This is a genomic window from Acinetobacter sp. OYA S30 (genome assembly GCF_033599315.1).
GTDB lineage: Bacteria > Pseudomonadota > Gammaproteobacteria > Pseudomonadales > Moraxellaceae > Acinetobacter > Acinetobacter baumannii.
The window spans coordinates 1-305 of record NZ_JAWVAV010000176.1; the positions used below are offsets into that span (position 1 = coordinate 1).

Sequence of the window (305 nt, forward strand, 5' to 3'; positions counted from 1 at the left end):
GTTTTTTTAGATCGATGGGTGGTTCTGTTGGAGCTTTTGATTGATCGAAAGCTTGCGAGGAAGCTGAAATCAGTTGATTTTTCCAGTCGATAATTTGGTTTTGATGAACATCAAATTCAGCACTCAATTCAGCAAGTGTTTTTTCTGCTTTAATCGCAGCAAGTGCTACCTTAGCTTTAAAATCATTTGAATGATTTCTTCTTGGTCTACGTGCCATAAAATACTCCATATATTGATGTTTATAACATCATTTGGGGAGCAAAATATCACTTATAAGTGTTGTTCAAATTTCCTGATCCACCTCT

The 305-nt window shown here is 35.4% G+C and carries 1 pseudogene; it reads right to left on the minus strand.

What is annotated here, in order from left to right:
* Positions 1 to 229 (minus strand): annotated as a pseudogene (locus tag R5R67_RS19685) (IS3 family transposase); the annotation flags it as partial.
* Positions 230 to 305 lie beyond the last annotated feature (76 nt).